The 15,483-nt window shown below is 46.4% G+C and carries 13 protein-coding genes; 11 read left to right on the forward strand and 2 right to left on the reverse strand.

Translation table 11 applies throughout. From position 1 onward, the window contains the following. Positions 1-11: 11 nt before the first annotated feature. The 8 genes from atpA to ACZ42W_RS00660 all read left to right on the forward strand — a co-directional run bounded on the left by atpA (position 12) and on the right by ACZ42W_RS00660 (position 8,499). Positions 12-1,520 (forward strand): F0F1 ATP synthase subunit alpha, encoded by a 1,509-nt coding sequence (gene atpA, locus ACZ42W_RS00625; RefSeq protein WP_464167662.1) that lies wholly within the window; start codon positions 12-14, stop codon positions 1,518-1,520. A 60-nt stretch (positions 1,521-1,580) separates the two neighbouring features. Further along, on the forward strand, positions 1,581-2,426 hold the full coding sequence (gene atpG / locus ACZ42W_RS00630; protein WP_464167664.1) for an ATP synthase F1 subunit gamma: 846 nt from the start codon (positions 1,581-1,583) through the stop codon (positions 2,424-2,426). Positions 2,427-2,462: 36 nt separating this feature from the next. Beyond that, positions 2,463-3,860, forward strand: coding sequence for a F0F1 ATP synthase subunit beta (gene atpD, locus ACZ42W_RS00635; RefSeq protein ID WP_464167666.1), 1,398 nt, complete (start codon positions 2,463-2,465; stop codon positions 3,858-3,860). 2 nt (positions 3,861-3,862) lie between these two features. Beyond that, the gene (locus ACZ42W_RS00640) at positions 3,863-4,267 is read left to right on the forward strand and encodes a F0F1 ATP synthase subunit epsilon (RefSeq protein WP_464167668.1); all 405 of its coding nucleotides are present in this window, start codon (positions 3,863-3,865) and stop codon (positions 4,265-4,267) included. A 226-nt stretch (positions 4,268-4,493) separates the two neighbouring features. After that, a complete protein-coding gene (locus ACZ42W_RS00645; protein WP_464167670.1) occupies positions 4,494-5,147 on the forward strand; it encodes a hypothetical protein in 654 nt (217 codons plus the stop codon). Between the two features lie 137 nt (positions 5,148-5,284). Beyond that, positions 5,285-6,535 carry a UDP-N-acetylglucosamine 1-carboxyvinyltransferase gene (gene murA / locus ACZ42W_RS00650; RefSeq protein ID WP_464167672.1) on the forward strand — a complete coding sequence of 417 codons (1,251 nt, stop codon included), beginning with the start codon at positions 5,285-5,287 and terminating at the stop codon, positions 6,533-6,535. Between the two features lie 192 nt (positions 6,536-6,727). Further along, the gene (spoIID, locus tag ACZ42W_RS00655) at positions 6,728-7,669 is read left to right on the forward strand and encodes a stage II sporulation protein D (RefSeq protein ID WP_464167673.1); all 942 of its coding nucleotides are present in this window, start codon (positions 6,728-6,730) and stop codon (positions 7,667-7,669) included. Positions 7,670-7,749: 80 nt separating this feature from the next. Beyond that, positions 7,750-8,499 carry a M23 family metallopeptidase gene (locus tag ACZ42W_RS00660; protein ID WP_464167675.1) on the forward strand — a complete coding sequence of 250 codons (750 nt, stop codon included), beginning with the start codon at positions 7,750-7,752 and terminating at the stop codon, positions 8,497-8,499. 154 nt (positions 8,500-8,653) lie between these two features. Here the strand turns inward: ACZ42W_RS00660 and ACZ42W_RS00665 are convergent, their stop codons facing one another. Both ACZ42W_RS00665 and nifJ read right to left on the reverse strand, forming a co-directional pair. Then, entirely contained in the window at positions 8,654-8,830 is a 177-nt protein-coding gene (locus ACZ42W_RS00665; RefSeq protein WP_464167677.1) for a CDIF630_02480 family spore surface protein, read from the reverse strand. A 50-nt stretch (positions 8,831-8,880) separates the two neighbouring features. Continuing rightward, a complete protein-coding gene (nifJ, locus tag ACZ42W_RS00670) occupies positions 8,881-12,405 on the reverse strand; it encodes a pyruvate:ferredoxin (flavodoxin) oxidoreductase (RefSeq protein ID WP_464167679.1) in 3,525 nt (1,174 codons plus the stop codon). Positions 12,406-12,650: 245 nt separating this feature from the next. On the opposite strand from nifJ, the gene spoIIID reads away from it, so the two are divergent. From spoIIID to ACZ42W_RS00685, 3 genes are all read left to right on the forward strand, one after another. Continuing rightward, complete coding sequence (spoIIID, locus tag ACZ42W_RS00675) at positions 12,651-12,899, forward strand: sporulation transcriptional regulator SpoIIID (protein ID WP_015263764.1); 249 nt, start codon at positions 12,651-12,653, stop codon at positions 12,897-12,899. A gap of 345 nt (positions 12,900-13,244) precedes the next feature. Beyond that, the gene (gene mreB, locus ACZ42W_RS00680) at positions 13,245-14,231 is read left to right on the forward strand and encodes a rod shape-determining protein MreB (protein ID WP_464167680.1); all 987 of its coding nucleotides are present in this window, start codon (positions 13,245-13,247) and stop codon (positions 14,229-14,231) included. Between the two features lie 277 nt (positions 14,232-14,508). Next, the gene (locus tag ACZ42W_RS00685) at positions 14,509-15,246 is read left to right on the forward strand and encodes a WecB/TagA/CpsF family glycosyltransferase (protein WP_464167682.1); all 738 of its coding nucleotides are present in this window, start codon (positions 14,509-14,511) and stop codon (positions 15,244-15,246) included. Positions 15,247-15,483: the final 237 nt, after the last annotated feature.

A 15,483-nucleotide genomic window follows, 5' to 3' on the forward strand; every position in this document is an offset into this window, starting at 1 on the left:
GAAAAGACAGGATGAATTTACGTCCAGAAGAAATCAGTTCAATCATTAAACAGCAGATCGAACGATATGACAGTGCAATTGAAGTCGTGGACGTGGGTACTGTAATCACCGTTGGAGATGGAATTGCCCGTGTTCATGGATTAGAACAGGCAATGGCAGGAGAACTCCTGGAGTTTCCAAACGGAATTTACGGGATGGCCATGAACCTAGAAGAAGATAACATTGGTTGCATTATTTTAGGGCCTTTTACCTCAATTAAGGAAGGAGACCAAGTCAAGCGTACAGGACGGATTGTGGAGGTCCCTGTAGGGGAAGCCATGATTGGACGTGTCGTAAATGCACTCGGTCAACCTGTCGACGGAAAAGGGGAAATCAAAACCGAAAAGTTCCGTCCGATTGAGTCTAATGCCCCAGGGGTTGTCTATCGGAAATCTGTTCATGAGCCCTTGCAAACGGGCCTAAAGTCAATTGACGCGATTGTACCCATTGGCCGGGGTCAACGGGAACTTATCATCGGCGACCGTCAAACCGGTAAGACTGCGGTTGCAATCGACACGATTATCAACCAAAAGGGCCAGGATGTCATTTGTATCTATGTAGCTATTGGTCAAAAGGCCTCTACTGTGGCTGGAGTTGTAAAAACTCTTCAAGACCATGGCGCAATGGATTACAGCATTGTCGTTACGGCGACAGCATCTGAGCCTGCTCCAATGCTTTACATTGCCCCGTATTCGGGCTGCGCAATGGGTGAAGAATTCATGTATAATGGCAAGCATGTTTTGATCATTTATGATGATCTCTCCAAACAAGCGGCTGCCTATCGTGAATTATCCTTGCTCCTGAAGCGCCCACCAGGCCGTGAAGCATACCCTGGTGACGTTTTCTATCTACACTCCCGTCTCTTAGAGCGGGCTGCGAAATTATCCCCCGATCTTGGAAGCGGTTCGATGACGGCACTTCCGATTATTGAGACACAGGCAGGGGACGTATCCGCATATATTCCAACGAACGTGATTTCTATCACGGACGGTCAGATTTTCTTAGAGACTGACTTGTTTAACTCAGGTTTCCGACCAGCTATTAACGTCGGTATATCCGTATCCCGTGTTGGGGGAGCGGCTCAGATTAAGGCCATGAAACAAGTTGCTGGACAATTACGTTTGGACCTTGCACAGTATCGTGAGCTCGCGGCCTTCGCTCAGTTCGGGTCAGATCTAGATAAAATCACCCAAATGCGGCTATCTCGTGGAGAGCGGACGATGGAAATTCTGAAGCAACTCCAGTATCAACCGATGGTGGTTGAAGAGGAAGTCGTAGTCATTTATGCCGCGGTTAAAGGGCTCGTAGACGACATTGAAGTGGACAAGCTTGGTCAGTTTGAAGAAGAGTATCTGCGTTTCATGCGCTCCGTTAAATCCGATCTCCTCACTAGAATCCGCACGGAAAAGGCGCTTTCGGATGAGTTGAACGCTGAGATTGAAAAGGCAATCAACGAATTCAAGCAAGGTTTTTTGGGGTAAAGTAAATTGGCTTTAGTTGAGCTTTATCCAGCGGAAAATATTAGGGGGTAGGTGAACGAGGTGGCAGGAGTACGCGATATACGTCGCCGGATTCGTAGCGTACGTAATATGCAGCAGATTACAAAAGCCATGAAGATGGTCGCTGCGGCGAAATTGCGTAAAGCTCAGGAAAAGGTCATCGCTGCCCGGCCTTATGCCCGTCAATTGCAAGAAGTCTTGGCTCGCCTTGCTCAGGCCCATGTGGATGTTACACATCCATTGTTGGAAAACCGGCCTGTGCAACGAGTGGGCTATGTCATCATCACATCTGACAGAGGCTTATGTGGTGGGTATAATGCGAACCTAATCCGGATGACCAATGGAATGATTTCTGAAGAAACACGAGAGGTGAAACTCGTTGCGGTAGGACGTAAAGGACGAGATTTCTTTCGGCGTGGAAAAGTAGAGACGATAGCAGAGTTTGTTGGTCTAGGGGATAATCCATCATACGCCCAGGCCAAAGAGATCGCGAGTGAAGTCATTAGTCTCTATGAAAATGGGGAGCTTGATGAAGTCTACCTGGTTTATACTGAATTCGTCACCGCGATTTCCCAGCGTCCGACAAAAATCAAGCTTTTACCAATTGAGCAACCGAAGGGAACACCTGGTAAAGAATACATTTTTGAGCCCACTCCTGAGGAGATTCTCACGACGTTACTCCCTAAGTATGTCGAAACGCAAGTTTTTCGAACATTGTTAGAGGGTAAGGCGAGTGAGATGGGAGCAAAGATGACGGCGATGGGTTCTGCAACGGATAATGCCAAAGAATTGATTGATCGGCTAACGTTACAGATGAATCGTGCGCGTCAAGCAGCGATTACAAAGGAAATTTCCGAAATAGTTGGGGGAGTAGCTGCCCTCGAATAGGCTACCGGAAATAGGCAAAAAGGAGGTTTCTCGCCTGTGAATATCGGCAAGATTGTGCAAATCCTGGGACCGGTAGTTGACGTTGAGTTCGCTTCCGACGCACTGCCGGAGATTTATAGTGCAATTCAAGTCACTGTACCCGAGAAAGAACTTGATCTCACGCTCGAGGTCGCTCAACACTTGGGAAATAATACGGTTCGTTGTGTTTCTATGTCCTCAACGGATGGGCTACAACGGGGAATGCAAGCCCTCGATACAGGGGCACCCATTACGGTTCCCGTCGGACCGGTAACTTTAGGGCGGATTTTTAACGTCCTAGGGAAAGCAATTGATAATGGACCAGAGGTTCATGCGGATACGAGCTATCCGATTCATAGACCCGCTCCTGCCTTCGTAGACCAAGACCCCTCGACCAATATGTTGGAAACAGGGATTAAGGTCATCGACCTACTTGCGCCTTACTCAAAGGGTGGAAAGGTCGGTCTCTTTGGTGGTGCAGGAGTAGGTAAAACTGTACTCATTCAAGAGCTCATCAATAACATCGCCATGGAGCATGGTGGACTTTCTGTTTTCGCAGGGGTTGGAGAGCGCACCCGTGAAGGGAATGACCTTTGGAACGAGATGAAAGAGTCTGGAGTTATCGATAAGATGGCCATGGTTTTCGGACAGATGAATGAGCCCCCAGGTGCACGTCTTCGCGTGGGCCTATCGGGACTAACCATGGCGGAGTATTTCCGTGATGTTCAAAATCAAGACGTCCTTCTCTTCATCGATAACATTTTCCGCTTCACACAAGCGGGTTCTGAAGTTTCAGCACTCCTTGGACGTATGCCTTCTGCAGTAGGGTATCAGCCAACTTTAGCAACTGAGATGGGAGCTTTACAGGAGCGGATTACCTCTACACGGAATGGTTCTATTACCTCCGTTCAAGCGATTTATGTACCGGCTGACGACTTGACGGACCCGGCACCTGCCACAGCATTTGCTCACTTGGATGCGACCACAGTATTAAACCGTGCTATTTCCGAGAAAGGGATTTACCCAGCAGTTGACCCGCTGGACTCCTCTTCACGGATTCTCTCTCCGCAAATTTTGGGAGAAGAGCACTATGAGGTCGCTCGGAGCGTACAGCAGATTCTCCAGCGGTATAAGGAACTTCAAGATATTATTGCAATTCTTGGTATGGACGAGCTCTCAGAAGATGAGAAACAAGTCGTGGCCCGTGCCCGTAGAATTGAGCGCTTCCTTTCCCAGCCGTTCCACGTTGCTGAAGTCTTCACAGGCTCACCGGGTAAGTATGTTCCGGTTAAAGAGACTGTACGAGGCTTTAAAGAAATCGTGGAAGGGAAACACGATAACTTACCGGAAGCAGCCTTTCATATGGTGGGTACCATCGAAGAAGCAATCGAAAAAGCCAAAGCATTGGGGGCATAAACATGGCAGGGACGTTTACACTCCGTGTCGTTTCCCCGGAAGGCAATGTGCTTAAGGAAGAAGCAGAATTTGTGGTATTACCCGGGGAAACCGGTGAAATCGGAATTTTGCCGAACCATACACCGCTGATTACAGCGATGAATATCGGTGTCATACGCTATACGGTAAATGGGACGATTCATAGAATCTCGACCTCAGGTGGATTCGTAGAAGTAGCCGATAACAAAGTCACGATTTTAGCGGATACAGCTGAACCGGGGGAAGTAATTGATCTCCAACGTGCCATAGCGGCGAAGGAAAGAGCAGAAAAGCGTTTGAATCAGAGGACTCAGGATATAGATATTAAACGCGCGGAATTAGCTCTCCATCGTGCTTTGGCTCGAATCAACGCCGCACAGAATAAGTAGTACTCCATGATAATTATGGATATTGCTTGGTAAAATCTGCTCATTATTATTCATTACAAAGAGGTTGTCTCTAAGTTGAAACTACGCCCGCGAGGGTTTAGTTACATTAGGAGACAGCCTTTTTTTTGCGCGTAAATTTTTCATCGAGTTGGAACAAATAACCGTTATCTTTTGAAGGCTTTGGCAAAACTAGTCATAAGAAAGAAAAGTAGAATAGAGGGATGTTATGAGCGCAGATGCTCATGGAATTGAAAATAAAATAACGAAGCATTACCCCTATAAATTACTCTGGATGACCGTATTATTTTTGTGCACTCTTTTTACCTATGGAGTTCTTGCGCCAACAAACAAGTTATTTAAAGATCAATCGAACCCCTTACTCCTTAATTCAGGCTTTACAAAGGCCAGCGAAGCGGAATTGAGAGTTGTCTTATGGTTTGAAGTAGAAACGCCACCTGTAAATTTAAGGACGGGCCTTCCCCAAGAGGGCTGGGAGTGGAAAGAGTCTTTTAGAAATACATCGAATGGAAGTGCCTACACATTATCAGGATATACGATCATCCAATCAGAAGAAGAAAAAGAGCTTTATCCATGGTTCCAGAAGCTTTCAAAACAAGTAAAGGAGCTTGGAGGGGTTGTATATTTAGATGAAAAAGTGTCGGAAGGAATAGATATTGCAAATTACTCTGTTCAGCAAGGGATAAATCCGATACAATGGTCTTTGTCGGAAAGCACAATCTCTGTCGCAGGACAGATGAAGGAGCTATATCCAATGGTGAGAGCCGGGGGAGATTTTGTTAATATCCAGGTGATAAGCCAGGCTAATGCCGGGAAGGGAAAAACGGCTGTTGCGATCCCTGTATTACTGGAAGAATTTTAGTATGACTAAAATTGTAATAAAAGCAGGAAATTCGGGTGTCTAAGGAGAATAAAAGCTAGTCGAATAGAAATTGACCAAACTATGATTTTCCAAGACTATTCATAGAAAATTGAGACAAAAAGGGGGTGCCTCAGCACTTGAGTAAACTATTCGTTACCGGCGGTGGTTCCTTAGAAGGAACGATTACCGTCAGCGGAGCAAAAAATGCAGTATTGCCTATCATTGCGGCCAGCCTGCTTTCTCCAGAACCTGTACGCATAGATGATGCCCCGCACTTGCTGGATGTCACTGTTATGTGTCAGGTGATTGGGGCTTTCGGAGCGTCTGTTCGGCGGGAGGGTTCGCAGTTATTTATAAACACACCTGAAATTACGAGTTTTGAAGCACCACATGACTTAGTTTCCCAGATGCGAGCTTCAATTGTTACTATGGGTCCAGTACTCGCACGGACTGGGAGAGTTCGGATTTCTCATCCAGGGGGCTGTGCTATTGGCTCTCGCCCAATCAATTGGCATCTCAAGGGGTTAGAAGCCCTAGGCGCTGAGATTCGAATGGATCATGGTTACCTCGATGTGAGTGCACCTGTTCTGAGAGGAGCACGGATTTATTTAGATTTTCCGAGTGTCGGAGCTACTGAGAACATTATGATGGCAGCAGCAGGTGCACAGGGAACAACATTTATTGAGAATGCAGCACAAGAACCGGAAATTATTGATCTGGCAAACTTCTTGAATCAGATGGGCGGAAAAGTTCGTGGAGCGGGGACAAGTGTCATTCGCATCGAAGGAGTTCAAGAGTTCCATGGAGCGATTCATACAGTCATTCCAGATCGTATCGAAGCAGGGAGTTACCTTCTGATGGCCGCTGCTGCTGGAGGAGATATTTTTGTCCAGAATGTTATCGCGGATCATTTAAAGCCCTTGCTCGCTAAAATGGATGAAGCAGGAATTTACTTCCGTGAAGAAGATGATGGAATTCGAGTGGTCGGTGAAGGGGTGTACAACGCGGTTGATATTAAGACCCAAGTTCACCCGGGCTTCCCTACTGACTTACAGGCCCCGTTCTTGGCCTTCCTAACACGCGCAAATGGCACAGGAGTAGTTACAGAGACTGTATTTGAGAATCGATTCATGCATGTTGATGAGCTCAAACGTATGGGCGCAGATATTAAGATCGAGGGCCGAAGCGCAATCATCCAAGGAGTCAATCGCTTAAATGCTGCTCCGGTGACCGCGACAGACCTACGAGCAGGTGCTGCCCTAATCCTTGCAGCTTTGACGTCTGAAGGGGAGACAGAGATTCAGGGTGTTCATCACATAGACCGTGGCTATGAACATATCGTCGAGAAATTGACGCGAATCGGAGCTCAAATACGGAGACAAGAGTAGCTTGCAGTTTTCATTAACGTAACGAATATAAAGTGTATAAGGTTGAAAGCAAATTCCATAAAGCAAGATTTCATGAGCAGAGATTCAGGCTGATAAAACACAGCAGGAGTCTCTGCTTTTTCTTCAGCATATTGTCCATTTCTTCTGCATAGTGTTTAGCGAAGGCTTGACCTATTGAGAGGAGGAGTGCATTTGAAAAAAGAAGGGATCACCATTTTGATACTCACGGTGATTATCATCATACTTATTCCCTGGACTATCTTGCGTTGGCAGGACGAGAAAGGATCGACCGAGGACTTTCAGATACGCATCAAAATGCCTAATGGCCAGGTTGATCAACTTCCCCTCGAGGAGTACCTCATCGGGGTAGTCGCTGCAGAAATGCCGGCTGAATTTGAACCGGAAGCCCTCAAAGCTCAAGCAGTAGCTGCCCGTACCTTTGCCGCTAAACGGTTAAGCCAACATCCTGTGCCTGATCCTGGATTTGATGTAGATACAACGGTGAATACGCAAGCCTGGATATCAGAAAATCAGATGAGAGACAAGTGGGGATGGGTTGGATTTTGGCGATACCATGGGCGTATAGAAAAGGCAGTAACAAGTTCGAAGGGTCAGGTGCTCGTAGCAAGTGGACAGTATATCGATGCCTTTTATCATAGTAGTACCGGTCGGAAACAAACGGAGCGAGCAGAAGATGTATGGAGCTCCGCCAGGCCTTATCTGCAAAATGTTGATTCTGAGGAGAAAGAGCCGAATCGTTATATCAAGAATTACACCTTTACTCCGAATACTCTTTATCAGAAATTAGGCATTTCCGGAACGGTGAAGGCCTTTACGGGAACTGACTTTGTAATCTTGAGCCAAACTGCTGCGGGAAGGGCAAAGACAGTCCGTGTAATGGGTAAGAATTATTCAGGAGCCCAGCTCCGGGCGTTGCTCGGATTGGCCTCAACAGATCTCGAGGTGATCATTAAACCAGAGGAAATTCAGCTCAGAACCTATGGAAATGGGCATGCTGTTGGAATGTCCCAGTATGGGGCCAATGATTTGGCCAAGAGCGGAAAGACCTTTGAAGAAATCCTGGAGCATTATTATCCAGGAGCAAAGTTATTGGCTTTAAGTAAGGGTTCATGAGAAACGAGTTTACTTTATCACCGCTTAGTTGTCTAAACCCGGCTGCTCTGGGTAAGGATATCTCTTGAGGTGATTTTTTTATGAATTCATGGAGATGGAGAACCGTTATTATTTGTTGGGTTTTAGGAGTTGTACTTTTTGGAGCCAGCTCGTTCTTTTTTGGGGAGCAGAAAAACGTCGATAATCTGCCAACGGGTACTGAGGTCATTGGACAAGCATATGAGGAGAATCCTCAAGTCACTGAAGACGTAGAGAAGGCTAAGGAATTAGAAGTGTCAAGTGCCTCTAACCACTCGCTTACGTCGGAAGAATATAGAATTAAGTCTGAATTAGCACTTGTCGGCATTAAAAGTGAAGGAAGTGCTACGAATGATTTCCGTTCAAAGGAGGATGCTTCTAAGAACGATACTTCTAAGAATGGAAAAGCAAAGACTATAAAGGATTTTCCAAGCCCCGTTCAGGGCGTACTGATTAAATCAGCAGGAAATTATTACTCAGAATCCTTACAGGCTTACCTCTTTCACGCCGGGACAGACTATGCTCAGGCGGAGGGAGCGGTCATTCGAGTAAAACAATCAGGTAAAGTAATCTATGCAGGGCCTGACCCCATTCTCGGCCAAAAAGTTGAGGTGGATTGTGGAGAGGACTGGAACGTAATCTATGGTGGACTCGAAAATCTCCGGGTTAAAGAAGGAGAGCAGGTAGAGGTTAATCAGGCCATAGGACAAGTGGGATATTATCCTGGCGCGGATGGAGTGAAGGATCAGCCGCAGCTTCATTATGAAGTTTGGCATGGGGATCAAGTACAAATTCCGAGTGTGGGAGACTAAAAAAAGAGGTCGAGTAGGCTCATAGCAGCTCGGCCTTCTTGTAAATTGGATTGCCAGGATTTTTCCAATCCAAATTAGACAGGATGCTAAGAGAAAGAGAGCGGGAATTTTTAAAGTTCCCGCTCTCTTTCTCTCAATATAGACCTATTCTCCCTTAGGACAAGGAATTCGTATCTACCCATTCCTTGGCTTCAAGTACGGATTCTTCGCTTGGAATGGGTACATTCGATTCAGGCTTCGCACTTTCGATATGCCCGCGCCAGGCAGCTGTGTCGTGACGTTCTATAGGGTTAGCTTGAAATTTTTCTTTCGACTTATTTTCTTCGTTCATAAGAAGACCTCCTTGGATAACTTTTTTAGCTCAAGAACACTCATTCTGACTTAATATTGCATCTCCGAGAAGCGCTTTAAGGTCTGATATTTTTCATGGGCATGTTTCTCGGCCACGTCGAACATCTCTTGGGCATGCTCAGGGAAGACGGTCTTGAGGGAGGAGTAACGAATTTCACCCTTTAAGAAGTCTTGGAAGCTCCCCTTGGGTTCTTTGGAGTCGAGGATAAAGGGGTTCTTTCCTTGGTCCTTAAGGCGTGGGTCATGACGCCAGAGATGCCAATAGCCAGCATCGACCGCTTTTTTCATCTCAATCATGCTCGTACCCATACCGGATTTGATCCCGTGGTTGATACAAGAAGCGTAGGCGATAATGATGGACGGACCGTGATAGCTTTCCGCTTCGGTGATCGCTTTAATCGTTTGATTCATATTAGCTCCCATAGCAATCTGGGCGACGTAAACATAGCCATAGGTCGTGGCGATGAGTCCGAGATCCTTTTTACGGACTTTCTTTCCAGCAGCCGCAAACTTGGCGATAGCGGCTGTCTGAGTCGCTTTCGAGGACTGACCACCGGTGTTGGAATACACTTCGGTATCCATAATAAAGATGTTGACATCATCCCCACTGGCAATGACATGGTCTAAACCATTATAGCCGATGTCATACGCAAAGCCGTCCCCGCCGAAGACCCAGACGGAAGGTTTAATGAGATAATCTTTTTTCGCTTTAATCTCCGATAGAATCGGGTTGCCAGCAACATCTTCATTTTTCATCGCTACGAGCACACGAGCTGAGGCCTGCTTTGAACCTTCCCCATCATTCATATTTTCAATCCAATCACGGAAGGCTTCTTTGAGATTATCACCTAGGGAGCTCTCTAAGCCTTGTTGCATTAGTTGAGCAATTTTATCACGTATTTGTCTCGAACCAATATATATGCCGTACCCGAACTCCGCATTATCCTCAAAGAGCGGGTTCATCCAGGCTGGTCCTTTGCCATCTGCATTGGTGGTATAAGGAATCGAGGGAGCACTGCCTCCCCAGATGGAAGAACACCCTGTTGCATTGGCAATAATCATCCGTTCACCGTATAGTTGTGTAATGAGTTTTGCATAAGGTGTCTCGCCGCAGCCGGGGCAAGCTCCATTAAACTCAAGCAGCGGTCTGGCGAACTGGCTACCGACAAGTGTTCTCACATCCATGAGATCACGTTTTTCAGTAACATTCATCGCAAATTCCCAGTTTTCCGATTCCATCTCAATCTCATGATCCGCAGGCTTCATAACTAGAGCTTTGCCAGGTGCTGGGCAGATATCTGCGCAGTTGGCACACCCGGTACAATCGAGCGGAGAGACCTGAATCCGATAATGGTAGCCTTCGAGTTTCTTAGCCGTTGGCTTCTTCGTCTTAAAGGTATCAGGGGCTTTGGTGTACTCATCCTCATCCAAGAGGAAGGGTCGAATGGTGGCATGGGGACAGACATAGGAGCACTGGTTACACTGGATACATTTATCAATTTGCCATTCGGGAATATAGACGGCAATTCCTCGTTTCTCGTACTTCGTGACGCCGAGTGGGAAAGTCCCATCCTCAATCCCGACGAAGGCACTCGTCGGAAGGTCATCCCCTTCGTGGCGGGCCATCGGTCGTTCAATGTTTTTAATAAAGTCAGGGAGTTCTTTGACCGGCATAGCTTCATCAGGGGCATCTGCCCAAGAAGCAGGAACCTCCACTTTATGTAGGGCTTCGATCCCGCGATCGACCGCTTTTTGATTCATCTCTACGATATTGGAACCCTTTTTGCCGTAAACTTTTTGAATGGAATCCTTCAGGTAGCGGATAGCATCCTCGACGGGAATCACGTTAGCAAGCTTAAAGAAAGCAGACTGCATGACCATGTTAATCCGACCACCGAGCCCAATCTCCCCGGCGATGGAAATCGCATCGATGATATAGAAGTTAATATTGTTTTTGGCAATATAACGCTTTAGCAAGGCTGGAAGGTGATCTTCCACTTCCTCAGGCTTCCAAGGGCAGTTTAGGACAAAGGTTCCATTCTCCCTTAAACCTTTTAAGAGATCATAATTATAGATAAAGGATTTATTGTGGCAGGCGATGTAGTCGGCATCGAAGACAAAGTAAGAGGACTTAATCGGCTTTTTACCGAAGCGCAAGTGGGAGATTGTCGTTCCGCCGGACTTTTTACTGTCATATTCAAAGTACCCTTGAACATTGAGGTCCGTGTTATCCCCAATAATTTTAATGGCACTCTTATTGGCACCGACTGTACCATCTGAGCCTAGTCCCCAGAACTTACAACGAATCGTGCCTTCTGGAGAGGTATCAATAATCTCATCCAAAGGCAAGGAAGTGTGGCTTACATCGTCGATGATTCCGATTGTGAAGCGGTCTTTGGGCTTAGCTTGTTTTAGATTCTTATAAACAGCCAAAATCTGAGATGGAGTAGTATCCTTTGAACCCAGACCATAACGCCCACCGACAATAATCGGTCGTGTAGTTTCATGATTAAACGTCTGTACGATATCTAAGTAAAGAGGTTCACCGGTAGAGCCAGGTTCCTTCGTCCGGTCGAGAACTGCAATTTTCTTAACGGTCTTCGGAAGAACGTCGAAGAAATATTTTGAGCAGAAGGGACGATAAAGGTGAACTTTAAGAAGTCCTAATTTTTCCCCTTTTTGACCTAGGAAATCGATGGTCTCTTCTATCGTATTGCACACCGATCCCATGGCAACGATAATGTTTTCAGCCTGAGGATCCCCGTAATACTGGAAGGGGTGATATTCCCGTCCAGATATTTTCTTAAACTCTTTGAAATAATCCTCGACGATATCAGGAATGGCTTCGACGAAGGGGTTAGAGACCTCACGTCCTTGGAAATAAATATCTGGATTCTGTGCGGTTCCTCTTAGCACGGGATGCTCTGGGTTAAGGGCACGGTCTCTAAACTCTTGAATTGCATCATAATCGACGAGTTTGGCGATCTCTTCATAAGGGGTGACCTCAATTTTCTGAACTTCATGGGAGGTTCTAAACCCGTCGAAAAAGTGGAGGAACGGTACCCGTGATTTGATTGCTGAAAGATGTGCTATAAAACCTAGGTCCATAGCTTCTTGAACATCATCCGAGCAGAGCATAGCAAAACCGGTCTGACGGGCTGCATTAATATCTTGATGATCTCCAAAGATGGATAGGGACTGTGTTGCTAAGGCCCGAGCACTAACATGAAAGACTGCTGGAACTAGATTTCCAGCCATTTTGTACATTTCAGGAATCATGAGTAATAATCCTTGGGAAGCTGTGTAGGTCGTCGTTAAGGCTCCAGCTTGAAGGGAGCCATGTGTAGCGGCAGCTGCGCCCGATTCGGATTGCATCTCTACAACTCTCACGGGCTGATCAAATAAGTTCTTTTTACCATGAGCCGCCCATTCGTCGACGCCCTCAGCCATAGGAGATGAGGGGGTAATCGGGAAGATGGTTGCAACCTCAGTTAGAGCATAAGATGCCTCAGCTGCGGCTTGGTTCCCATCCATCGTTTTCATTTTCTTTGCCACTAGAGAACCTCCTTTAAAAAGCGTTGAACATTAAAGTATAGGCTTAGTATTCGTTATTGAAAGACTCTCATACCTATTTTTATATTTTAATTTGAAACCGATAAGGGAAACTGAAATTGAGACAAGGGATATTGAGTCGTACCTTATACATCATTTACCAGTTAAAGACATCTATTAAGGATGTCTTTTTTAAATTTTCCGTGCATATAAATGTATAAAATTTTGGTGCAGAAGGAGGGCTCAGCGTGCAAGAATACATTCGCAAGCGGGTACTCGATATTGGAAATTACATCATGGAATCGAGCGCCACAGTAAGGCAAACCGCTGATATTTTCGGCGTCAGTAAATCCACTGTGCATAAAGATGTAACGGAGCGATTGCCCCTAATCAATGAGAAGCTCGCAATGGAGGTTAAGCAGATTCTCGAGAGTAATAAAGCCGAGCGACATATTCGCGGTGGAGAGGCGACTCGGAAAAAATATCAGGAGAACTAGGGAAAAGGTTATTATTTTCGCATATCGGGAAGCATAATATAAGGGTGCATAAGTGCAACAGCTAAAGCGCGATAAGTCGCACTGTGACTTATCGAGGCTTCTGCCTTCGCGAACTCAGCACAAGCCAAGTTTTCTTTAGAAAAAAGGGTAAATACTTAAAGGAATTAGTCTATTTTTAGCGAATAAGAGAATGTGGTATATTATGTATAATCTCCCGCAGGGGAGATTGTACTTTTGCTTTAAGGGGATTAAGTCGTACTGGTTTTTCCAGAGAGCTATGAGTGAAGGCTGACGTGTTCATGAAAGCTGGACAAGCCAGAGAGAAAGAAAGGGGCACCTCTACGAATGTTCGGGATTGATTTAGGAATTGATTTAGGGACGGCGAGTGTTTTAGTGTACGTAAAGGGAAAAGGAATTGTTATGCACGAACCCTCCGTAGTTGCGATTGATAAGAATACGAATAAGCGGATCGCGGTCGGAGAAGAAGCTCGGATGATGCTCGGTCGTACTCCGGGTAATATCGTAGCCGTTCGCCCGATGCGGGATGGCGTCATTGCAGATTATCAAACGACGGAGTTAATGCTCAAATATTTCTTAGAAAAAGCGGGCGCTCGGCGTTGGCCCTTCTTTAAGACCCGTGTTGTTGTATGTATCCCTTCTGGTGTTACAGAAGTTGAAGAACGCGCTGTGAAACAGGCGGCTTATCAAGCGGGAGCAAAACAGGTAAAGGTTATTGAAGAACCTTATGCAGCAGCGCTAGGAGCGGGACTGGACATCGCTGGGCCGACGGGGAACATGGTCGTGGATATCGGCGGAGGGACCTCGGATATCGCGGTACTTTCCCTTGAAGGAATCGTAACCAAACGTAGTTTGCGCGTAGGTGGAGATAAATTTGATGAAGCGATTATTCGGCATATTCGCCGCGAATATAACTTGATGATCGGAGAGAGAACCGCCGAAGAAGTTAAAATAGCGGTCGGAGCTGCTGTTCCTGAGGGTCGTCCGGATCATGCCGAAATCGATGTGCGCGGAAGAGACCTCGTAACTGGGCTTCCCAAAACAATTAATGTGAATTCGAAGGAATGTTATGTTGCCCTCGAAGAATCGATTGAGGCGATTGTCGGAGCGGTCAAGGAAGTCCTAGAGCGGACGCCGCCTGAGCTTTCTGCAGATATTTTGAATAAAGGGATCGTCATGACAGGTGGGGGATCACTTGTTTATGGTTTCGATGCCCGAATTTCCCGAGAGACAGGCTTGCCAGTAACTCTAGCGGATGATCCTATTTCCTGTGTCGCTTTAGGGACAGGGAAGGTATTAGATCACAGTTTTTAAGTCTTTGGCATAGATATCTGGTTCCATATGCTTGATGATCATAGGCCCGAGGAAAGAGGCTGATATCCGGTTGAAAATGCCGGGATAAGCACCCGCCTCGGTTTCTTTCTTTTTACCTACCCGATGACTAAGTCTAAGAAGACTTTCTTATTAATCGAGAAAAATAGCGCTAACATCTTGAGTAAGGTAGTTAGCATGTGCAAAAAGTCTTAGCGGGCTTTTGGGAATACGGATCAACTGCCTAATGAAAAATTTGCTTAATGTGGAGGGCTCAAAGGTGAGAGTCGATATACTTGGGGTAAAGATTGACCGTGAATCCATGCAACAGACGGTAACAAAAATCCAAGATGCCATCGAAAAGCATCAAGACATCCAAGTGATTACAGCAAACCCTGAGTTGATCTATGCTACGGGTAAAGATGCCCGGCTCAAGCAATTAATCAATTCTGCCCAGATTGTTACTCCTGATGGAGTAGGAGTCGTGTGGGCTGCGAAGCGTTTAGGCTACCCGGTGGCCGAGAGGGTTACTGGAATCGATCTAGTAGAAGCGTTATTTCCCGTGGCCGCAGAAAAAGGGTGGCGGGTATTTTTGTTAGGGAGCAAGCCAGGAGTCGCGGAACTGGCAGCGCAGAAAGTTGAAGAGAAACATCGGGGTTTTGTCTGGCAAGCGGAGGATGGCTATTTTAGCCGTGAAGAGGAACCCGCCTTGCTGGAGAAAATTCGTAACTTCAAACCGGACCTACTCCTAATAGGATTAGGTGCACCACGGCAGGAATTCTGGATGTTTTCCCACTTGAATTTAGCAACGGTCAGCATGGGGGTAGGAGGCAGCTTTGACGCACTTGCTGGGTTTAACAAACGCGCTCCGAAGTGGATCCAAGATATTCGCCTTGAGTGGCTCTATCGCCTCGTAAAGCAGCCACAGCGCTTTAAACGCCAACTTGTACTGCCTCGTTTTGCCTGGGCAGTGATTCGGTCCAGTAAGGAGCAAGTGAGGTCACGGAAAGCACGGTAGAGCTGATAAATTCTGAGAAAAGTACCTTGTAGAGTACTTTGCTAGTTGAGTTATGTTACAGACGCTCGGGAGAATTAGGCTTGCAAAGCAAACTTAGAAAACAAACCAAGGATTTTGTTTTGCAGGAGTGAACGGCTTCTAAGCCAGCGGTAACCAATCTTCGCGAAAAGTACGCAGCGGAGACGGGTTGGAAACATGGACGTTTCCAACCGGCCACGAGGCAAACAAGTGCGATAG

It is taken from the genome of Desulfitobacterium elongatum, from assembly GCF_055378975.1.

Bases quoted from the DNA above. Each gene is read 5' to 3' on its own strand.
- atpA (WP_464167662.1), top strand. From the start codon at position 12: ATGAATTTACGTCCAGAAGAAATCAGTTCAATCATTAAACAGCAGATC.
- ACZ42W_RS00640 (WP_464167668.1), top strand. From the start codon at position 3,863: ATGGCAGGGACGTTTACACTCCGTGTCGTTTCCCCGGAAGGCAATGTG.
- ACZ42W_RS00645 (WP_464167670.1), top strand. From the start codon at position 4,494: ATGAGCGCAGATGCTCATGGAATTGAAAATAAAATAACGAAGCATTAC.
- ACZ42W_RS00660 (WP_464167675.1), top strand. From the start codon at position 7,750: ATGAATTCATGGAGATGGAGAACCGTTATTATTTGTTGGGTTTTAGGA.
- ACZ42W_RS00665 (WP_464167677.1), bottom strand. From the start codon at position 8,830: ATGAACGAAGAAAATAAGTCGAAAGAAAAATTTCAAGCTAACCCTATA.
- mreB (WP_464167680.1), top strand. From the start codon at position 13,245: ATGTTCGGGATTGATTTAGGAATTGATTTAGGGACGGCGAGTGTTTTA.